Source organism: Sulfuricella sp. T08, assembly GCF_000971475.1.
Lineage (GTDB): Bacteria > Pseudomonadota > Gammaproteobacteria > Burkholderiales > Sulfuricellaceae > Sulfuricella.
The window spans coordinates 115,311-123,427 of the sequence record NZ_DF967531.1 but is presented as its reverse complement, the minus strand read 5'-3'; the positions used below and the strand labels follow the sequence as shown (position 1 = coordinate 123,427).

The following is an 8,117-nucleotide window of genomic DNA, read 5'->3' as shown; positions in this document are numbered from 1 at the left end:
TGTTTCAGGCTAATTCCGGTGGAAAAAAGCCTGATGCCGCAATATGTTTAATTCGAGGTCCTGAATGATGACTTGTTCAGGGCTTCCCTAAGGCCCTTATTTATTGTGTGCCGATCTGGTGTGGTGGAGCGGAGAAAAGTACCTGGTGCGCTTAAAATTCGTCAGGCAAGAGAAGCAGGGATGAAGTAAAAAAATCCCCGCCCCGAAAACTAATTGGGGCGGGGGGTCCTTTCGCTGCTCGCTTTGGTAAACGATGCCGCTGCGTCGATTTTTCTTGCGTGCGACGTCTCGTGGCAGGGGGTGTGCGGTTTTCCTTTGCCGAGGCTCAGGCAAACACGCTTTATTTATCAACCTCATTGGCTGAAAGTTCCGACGGCAAATCGGAAGGAATCAGGTCTGATAGCGGTTTCATGGTGGCTTTTTCGTCCCTGACCTCGATTGCGTCGAGCAGCAGGGTGAGGCTTCTGTTCAGATTGTCCAGTGCCTCATCCGGCAATCGATTGAGAGCATCCGGGAGCACACCTCGCGCCGGTTGTGGAGCGCTTGCAATAATTCGCATCCCTTCTTCGGTGAGGAACAAGCGGACTATCCGCTGGTCAGGGTCATTGCGCTCCCTTCGAATCAGGTTGCGCTTCGATAACTTGTCGAGCAGGTTGCTTGCAGTCGACATGTGCACGGACATGGCCTTGGCGAGATCGGAAACCCGTTGCCCAGGATTTCCCGCCACCTCTCTCAGTACCCACAATTGGGCACCGCTCAGCCCGCATTGATCCTCGATCCGGCGAAAATGCTGTTGTGCCGAGCTGATGATTTGGCGGAATTTTTTCAGGGCTTCCAGGGATTTCCCGCGCAAACCGGATTCCTGGGTGGTCTCCATGGGGGTCTGAGTTGTTTCTTTTTTCAAGGGATTTTTAATGAATTTGTGCAAAACAGTTTTGCACAATACGTAATTTCTAATTACTTTACAAGCTATTTTCCAGCATGGAAATTGTGCTACCCAGATTTAAACTTTTGGATCAGTTGCTTGGTGCAATGCGTCCATTCCGAACCGGGCCATGCTGGCGAGCAACTCCTCCCGCAGCGCATCATTGCCAGTGCGCGTGATCAGCACTGGATGCAGGCCGAATGCCTGCAGGTGACGGGTCACGTTGAAGGGCGCGCCTCCCAGTACGCTACGGTCGGGAAATCTGTCCGCCAGGACTTCTCCGAGCAGCGCTATGGTTCCTGTTCGCGGGCTCGGTTTGGTCAACAGCCTGGGCAGGGTGTTTTCCTGATTTACAACCTTGGGATGTGGGATGCGTTTTTCCACCTGGCACAATAGTATTGTGCAAAACTATTATGCAGATGCCGAATTTTTCTGAGATAAATTGGTTCCTGAAGGGCCTTTACATGCCGGGGTAGATAATCCAAGTGCATAATTTGTATGAAAAAATGGCGCACGTGAAAAAATATGAGGGCGGCAGATAATTTAGGCGTGAAACCGGCTGAAAACTGAATAGTTAAGGTTTAACTAAAAAAACCCGCTGTACTATATTGCCTCGTGCTGTGATTTGCCGCATCACGGGCACTTACCTGTCGAACCGCTGGCACGGGCGCGGCCATCCGTCCATATGGCATTCATGAACAATGCGCCATGTAGATGACCTCGTTAAAGTCGGCTCAATCCCGGTTGTTTTTAAAGGAATCTTTACAGGTAACGCAAGTAAAGATAAACGCTGGCTACCGCGATACTGGCCAGCATCAGCGGGAAAGCCAGCAGCATGAAGGGAAGGAAGCGGATCGGCTGACCGGCGCGCTCGGCGAAGCCGGCCACCACCAGGTTGGCGCTCGCCCCCACCAGGCTGCCGTTACCCCCCAGGCAGGCGCCCAGCGCCAGCGACCACCACAGTGTGCTGAGCTGGTCTGCGCTGAATACTGTCCCCATTTTCTGGATGACGGGAATCATGGTGGCGACGAAGGGAATGTTGTCGACGACCGCGGAAAATATCGCCGATGCCCACAGGATGGTAATGGCGGTAGTAGGAAAATCGCCGCCGGTTAGTTCCAGGAGTTTCCCGGCCAGGAGATCGAGCGCGCCGGCCTTCTCCACGCCGGCCACCACTACGAACAGGCCGACGAAAAAGAAGATCGTTACCCATTCCACTTCGCCCCAGGTGCGATGCGTCTCGTGAGACTGTTCTTCCGCATCTTTCCCGACAACGCGCAACAAAAGCAGGAATGCAGCGCCGAACATGGCGATGGTGCCCGGCTCTTGGCCGATGTGGTGGGCCATGACGAAGCCGGCGATCACCAGTCCGATCACCGCCATGGATTGCTTGAGCAGGAGGGAATCGGTGATCGCTTTCTTGGCATCGAACGCCATCACCTGCGCCCGGTCTTCCGGCGTGGCGCGCATTTTGCGGCCCCAGATCAGATAGATCGGGATCAGTGTAAGGGCGAAGATGATCGCGACAATCGGCCCCAGATTCACCACGAAATCGGTGAAGGTCAGTCCGGCCGCCGAGCCGATCATGATGTTGGGCGGATCGCCGATCAGGGTGGCTGTGCCGCCGATGTTGGAGGCGAAAATGATGGAGAACAGATAGGGGTAGGGAGGCACCCTGAGCGAATCGGTGATGAGCAGGGCCACCGGCACGATCAGCAGCACCGTGGTTACGTTGTCGAGCAGAGCGGAAAATACCGCCGTGATCACGGAGAGCATCACCAGCAGTCCCCAGGGCTCGGCCTTCACCCATTTCGACACAACGATGGCTACGTACTGGAAGACCCCGCTCTTCTGAGTGATCGCCACCAGCACCATCATGCCGGTGAGCAGGCTGATGGTGTTGAAGTCGATGCCCGCGACGGCTTCGCTTTGATTCAGCACGCCGGTGAATATCATCAGCCCGGCGCCGAGCAAGGCCACGATGGAGCGGTTGATCTTCTCGGTGACGATGGCTGCGTAGGTGAGCACAAACACGGTGAGCGAAACTGCCAGCGGGCTCAACCCCAGAATTACCTGGGCGGCAGAAGCGGACCCGTGCATCTCAGACGCTTGCCTGCTGCACGAGGTAGGCCAGCAGGGTGCGCCGGCTGAGCATGCCGCGCAGCTTGCCGTCCTTGCCGATGACCGGCAGGGGAGAGGTGCTTTGGCTGAGCAGCAGGGCCGCCTCGAGGAGAGGGCAATCCTCTCCCAGTACCGGCACGTTCTTGTCGGCTAATTCGCCGACGGAACGATGCTCCAGGCTATGCAGGTGGGAACATAGCAACCGGGTGGCGTCACCGGCAAAATTCAGATCTGCCAGGCCATGCTCCATCCGTGCGCTGACCGGAATCAGCTCGGAAAGTATGGACTGGGTGCTGACGATGCCGGCAAAGCTGCCCTTGTCGTCGCACAGGGGTAAGTGATTGATGTGCTTTTCCAGCATCAGCTTGAGGGCGTCGAGCAGGCTGGACTCCGGGCGTAGCTCAATGGAGGGTGAGTAATAGGAAATGGATTGAATGGTCATAATGGTTTTCTAATGGATTTATGGGCGCGCAGCGACGCCCTGGAGGCATCGCTAAAGGCGATCCAGGTATTCGTCGGCAGGCTCTTTGTTGGGTCTGTGTTCTGGGCTGTGTGCGCTGCTCAGGTAGATCGAGCGCAGGTGCTGATCGCGGGTTGGCGCTCTGAGATTTTCAATCAGGCATGATTCGCTGTGATAGATCAGGGCGCGCTTGATTTTATGCAGCAGCGAATTGTCGAGGTGGTGTCCATGATTCACTAGCAGGTCTTCCAGTACTTCCAGCGTGTGGTAGCTCAGGTCGTAGCTGACGGATAAGCAGCCATCTTCTGTATCGACACTCACTTCCAACTGCGCTATCGCACCAAGAAGTTTCAGGGCGTGGGAAAAGTTGGGTGGTGGCAGTCTTGCAAAGTAGATGCGACGAACTTTGTGCAATGCCGGATGGGCGGTTTTTTCCATCTAACCTCCCGTGATTCGTAGGGACAGATTTCGACCTGGGAAGATGCTGAAGCCTCTAAGCGGTTACTAATAAATGGCCAGCACTGATTACAAATAATAGTTCCGCCACTCTTGCTGTGTCAAGTTTAACGCCAGCTCTATCTTCTATCCCTGGAGCCAGTCCACGGTATTTTTCAGGGGCGGCTACGTTAATTTAGGGGGAGTGGCGCATAACGATGTGTTGCTACACACCCATACCGATAATCAATGTCGGGTCATTAGTGACGCGCACAAAAAAACCCCCGCAGGTGCGGGGGTTTTGTCTTGCAGGGAAAGCCGGAGGCAAAATTACATCATGCCGCCCATGCCACCCATGCCGCCCATGTCACCCATGCCGCCACCCATGCCACCAGCGGAATCATCCTTAGGCATCTCAGCCACCATGCACTCGGTGGTGAGCATCAGGCCAGCTACGGAAGCGGCGTTCTGCAACGCGTAACGTGTCACCTTGGTGGGGTCGAGCACGCCCATTTCAACCATGTCGCCATAGGTATCGTTGGAGGCGTTGAAGCCAAAATTGCCCTTGCCCTCGGCAACCTTGTTCACCACCACTGACGGCTCGACGCCGGCGTTGGCGACGATCTGACGCAGCGGCTCTTCCAGAGCGCGCAGCACGATCTTGATGCCAGCATCCTGGTCGGCGTTGTCACCCTTGATTTTGCCGATAGCAGCGCGGGTGCGCAGCAGAGCCACGCCGCCGCCGGCGACGATGCCTTCTTCCACCGCAGCGCGGGTAGCGTGCAGGGCATCTTCGACGCGGGCTTTTTTCTCTTTCATCTCGACTTCAGTGGCAGCCCCGACCTTGATCACGGCCACACCGCCTGCCAGCTTGGCAACGCGCTCTTGCAGCTTCTCGCGGTCGTAGTCGCTGGTGGTTTCTTCGATCTGCTTGCGAACCTGCTTGACGCGGCCTTCGATGTTTTTGTGATCGCCGGCGCCATCGATAACGATGGTTTCGTCTTTGCCCACTTCAATGCGCTTGGCTTGGCCCAGTTCGGCCAGCGTGCATTTTTCCAGAGACAGTCCCACTTCCTCGGCGATTACGGTGCCGCCGGTGAGGATGGCGATGTCTTCCAGCATCGCTTTGCGACGGTCGCCGAAGCCAGGCGCTTTAACTGCGCAGGTCTTCAGGATGCCACGGATGTTATTCACCACCAGGGTGGCCAGTGCTTCGCCATCAACATCTTCAGCGATGATCAGCAGCGGACGTCCGGCCTTGGCGACTTGCTCCAGTACCGGCAGCAGATCGCGGATGTTGGAGATCTTCTTGTCGTGCAGCAGCACGAAAGGATTTTCCAGCAGGGAGATCTGGCGGTCCGGGTTGTTGATGAAGTAGGGCGACAGGTAGCCGCGGTCGAACTGCATGCCTTCAACCACTTCCAGCTCGTTCTGCAGGCTGGTGCCGTCTTCCACGGTGATCACGCCTTCCTTGCCGACCTTGTCCATAGCTTCAGCGATGATGTCGCCGATGGAGCTGTCGGAGTTGGCGGAAATGGAACCCACCTGGGCGATTTCCTTGTTGGTGGTGCAGGGCTTGGAGATTTTCTTCAGCTCGACGATGCAGGCTTCAACCGCCTTGTCGATGCCGCGCTTCAAATCCATCGGGTTCATGCCGGCGGAAACGAATTTCATGCCTTCGCGCACAATCGCCTGGGCCAGCACGGTCGCGGTGGTGGTGCCGTCGCCGGCAACGTCGGAGGTCTTGGAAGCAACTTCCTTCACCATCTGCGCGCCCATGTTCTCGAACTTGTCTTTCAGCTCGATTTCCTTGGCCACGGATACGCCGTCCTTGGTGATCGTCGGAGCGCCGAAAGAACGCTCCAGAACCACGTTACGGCCTTTCGGGCCGAGGGTGACTTTAACTGCGTTGGCCAGAACGTTGATGCCGGCCACCATGCGGTGACGAACGTCGTCACCGAATCTTACGTCTTTAGCTGCCATGTTTCTTATCTCCTTAAATCTTGAATGTCGCCTGGGTTATGCGTTACGCACACGCCCAACTCGTATAATTACTTTTCGACCACGCCCATGATGTCTTCTTCGCGCATCACCAGCAGTTCATCGCCATCCACCTTGACGGCCTGGCCGGAATACTTGCCGAACAGCACTTTGTCGCCGACTTTGACATCCAGCGCGCGCACTTCGCCATTTTCCAGAATCTTGCCTTTACCGACGGCGACGATTTCGCCCTGGTCAGGTTTTTCAGCAGCAGAGCCGGGGATGACGATACCGGAAGCGGTTTTTTCTTCGGCTTCCAGCCGCTTGACAATAACGCGGTCGTGCAACGGACGAATTTTCATTGTTTCAATCTCCTGTCAGGTCTGGGTTAACAAAATAAAATCCAGCAAACCGCCTGCGCTGTTTACTGGTTAAAATCCAATCTAGGACGGAGTTATTAGCACTCATGTCCGACGAGTGCTAATAATAGGGGCTGGGAGCGCTAATTTCAAGGGGAAGATGGTTTGAACTTGTCGTTCGCCAATAAAGTCGATGGTTTCGCCAATCAAAGTCGATAGCCACCAACAGTGTAGATAAAGGGTCTATCGGTAGCGTTCACTAGCAATCAATAAAAACAATGTATTATATTTTTTGTCGTCGGGACGTATGGTTCGGCCCAAAGAGGTCCTTCGGCTTTCCTGAAAACGGCCTTTCAGTTGTGCCTAAGGAATTCGGGGCGATTCAGCTCGTGTTTGGCCGTGTGCATGGCCGCGCGATCTTTCTCATTCTGTAGACAATTCACGCAAACGAACTGGCGGCGAAGACCGTCTTTTGAGGTTATCCACTCCCCGTCGTCCGCACGGCCATCGTGCCGGACGCAGTATTTCTTCGGGTCTGAGAACAAGCGACTGTGAATGTGACTTCCGGTGAGTTTGGTCATACTGCTCATCCATGAGTGAAATTCAGTTTTATACTGCTTACTTATTACACGCATATTACGAAACCAGAATTAACCTACTGCACTTTTGCTTCCCGGTTAGCAATCAAGACATCAAACTGTCACAATTGGGTCCTATGATGGCGCCCATTATGAACTCAAACACTCACCGCCTCCCACCCTGTGAGGGCTGTACCTACTATCAGGCACAGGAGAGAAATATCGGCGCCTGCCATCGCTTTCCCCCAAGTTTTGCCGGTGACAGCTCACCGATAGACTTCCACCACTGGAAATTCCCCCTGGTGTCGGCCAACAACTGGTGCGGTGAATTCCAGGCGGCGACGCCTGGCAGCGATCTGGCGGACGCCTAGTCGCAGGGTTGTATCAGTTGGGTCTGTTGAGGCCGAAAGATTGAAGAGCGCATAGCCGATTGCACGTGCTTTGCATCACGCCATGTCCGTTGCCACTGGCCTTGAAGATAAATCGGCTTTGTCCAGGTTATTCCAGCAAGGCAAAACTCCGCTCAATTAGCCGTATCCTCCGGCAATACTTTTCCACACAGATTTTTTGTTTTCCAGCTATATATCGACATCCACCGGCGATATTGTGAGTGCATAATGCTGCATTCGACAGGCTAAAACTGCTCAATCAACAGAAGGAATACGGCGTCATGCATGACCGCAGCACCATCAATCGCATCAATCAAGTGGCGCGGACGCGCAGGATCGCTTTCGGGCTAATTCTGCTCGCGTTGGCGCTGCCGTCCTTGTTTGCGTGGAGTGACAATGTCGCGCTCGAAGGCGCAGGTGAGTTCACCGCCCGGTTGGTTGCGGTGACACTGTTTGCGCTGATTGTGCGTCTGTGGGTAGCCCGTCATTACCCTGCGGGCGTGCAGGTACAGGTGCTCCTGGCGTTTGCCCTGGTCCTCGTTGGATGGTCGGGCTATGTGTCACGTACTGCGCACGAAGAGCGGGTGTCGGCAAAGACACAAATGGGCAGTTCTATGCCCGTGCTTATCCCTGGCCAAGCAGCTACCGTCGATCCAAAATTGGCACCGGTTGCCGGCCAGGAAGTGCAGGAAACACCGCGGTAGCGCTGGTGGTGCCGAACGCAACATGGCCCGCCTTAGCTGGCGCACGCCGTCAATGGCTGGTTGGATTAAGGTGGTAACGCCGGAACAGATGGGGCTTCGTGGTTGAGGACAGTGAACATCTATCAGACACCTCCCCCTTTGCCCGTCTCGGCGGGTTCTTTTGTTT

The 8,117-nt window shown here is 55.3% G+C and carries 8 protein-coding genes and 1 pseudogene; 2 read left to right on the top strand and 7 right to left on the bottom strand.

The window, feature by feature from the left end; genetic code table 11:
• Positions 1-340 precede the first annotated feature (340 nt).
• From SCT_RS06990 to groES, 7 genes and pseudogenes are all read right to left on the bottom strand, one after another.
• Complete coding sequence (locus SCT_RS06990; protein WP_059420897.1) at positions 341-877, bottom strand: MarR family winged helix-turn-helix transcriptional regulator; 537 nt, start codon at positions 875-877, stop codon at positions 341-343.
• 135 nt (positions 878-1,012) lie between these two features.
• Positions 1,013-1,261, bottom strand: a pseudogene (locus tag SCT_RS06985) (carbohydrate kinase); the annotation flags it as partial.
• 426 nt (positions 1,262-1,687) lie between these two features.
• The gene (locus tag SCT_RS06980) at positions 1,688-3,025 is read right to left on the bottom strand and encodes an SLC13 family permease (protein WP_059420878.1); all 1,338 of its coding nucleotides are present in this window, start codon (positions 3,023-3,025) and stop codon (positions 1,688-1,690) included.
• A gap of 1 nt (position 3,026) precedes the next feature.
• A complete protein-coding gene (locus SCT_RS06975) occupies positions 3,027-3,488 on the bottom strand; it encodes an HPP family protein (protein ID WP_059420876.1) in 462 nt (153 codons plus the stop codon).
• A 51-nt stretch (positions 3,489-3,539) separates the two neighbouring features.
• Complete coding sequence (locus SCT_RS06970; protein WP_059420874.1) at positions 3,540-3,944, bottom strand: hypothetical protein; 405 nt, start codon at positions 3,942-3,944, stop codon at positions 3,540-3,542.
• Between the two features lie 327 nt (positions 3,945-4,271).
• A complete protein-coding gene (groL, locus tag SCT_RS06965) occupies positions 4,272-5,924 on the bottom strand; it encodes a chaperonin GroEL (RefSeq protein ID WP_059420871.1) in 1,653 nt (550 codons plus the stop codon).
• Between the two features lie 68 nt (positions 5,925-5,992).
• Complete coding sequence (gene groES / locus SCT_RS06960; RefSeq protein ID WP_059420866.1) at positions 5,993-6,283, bottom strand: co-chaperone GroES; 291 nt, start codon at positions 6,281-6,283, stop codon at positions 5,993-5,995.
• Between the two features lie 727 nt (positions 6,284-7,010).
• Here groES and SCT_RS17070 point away from each other — a divergent pair.
• The gene (locus SCT_RS17070) at positions 7,011-7,229 is read left to right on the top strand and encodes a hypothetical protein (RefSeq protein ID WP_144408237.1); all 219 of its coding nucleotides are present in this window, start codon (positions 7,011-7,013) and stop codon (positions 7,227-7,229) included.
• Between the two features lie 239 nt (positions 7,230-7,468).
• Positions 7,469-7,951: a hypothetical protein gene (locus SCT_RS06945; RefSeq protein ID WP_059420859.1), complete on the top strand. Its 483-nt coding sequence runs from the start codon at positions 7,469-7,471 to the stop codon at positions 7,949-7,951.
• Positions 7,952-8,117: the final 166 nt, after the last annotated feature.

Coding starts and splice junctions, on each gene's coding strand:
- SCT_RS06990 (WP_059420897.1), bottom strand. CDS start 877: ATGGAGACCACCCAGGAATCCGGTTTGCGCGGGAAATCCCTGGAAGCC.
- SCT_RS06980 (WP_059420878.1), bottom strand. CDS start 3,025: ATGCACGGGTCCGCTTCTGCCGCCCAGGTAATTCTGGGGTTGAGCCCG.
- SCT_RS06975 (WP_059420876.1), bottom strand. CDS start 3,488: ATGACCATTCAATCCATTTCCTATTACTCACCCTCCATTGAGCTACGC.
- SCT_RS06970 (WP_059420874.1), bottom strand. CDS start 3,944: ATGGAAAAAACCGCCCATCCGGCATTGCACAAAGTTCGTCGCATCTAC.
- groL (WP_059420871.1), bottom strand. CDS start 5,924: ATGGCAGCTAAAGACGTAAGATTCGGTGACGACGTTCGTCACCGCATG.
- groES (WP_059420866.1), bottom strand. CDS start 6,283: ATGAAAATTCGTCCGTTGCACGACCGCGTTATTGTCAAGCGGCTGGAA.
- SCT_RS17070 (WP_144408237.1), top strand. CDS start 7,011: ATGAACTCAAACACTCACCGCCTCCCACCCTGTGAGGGCTGTACCTAC.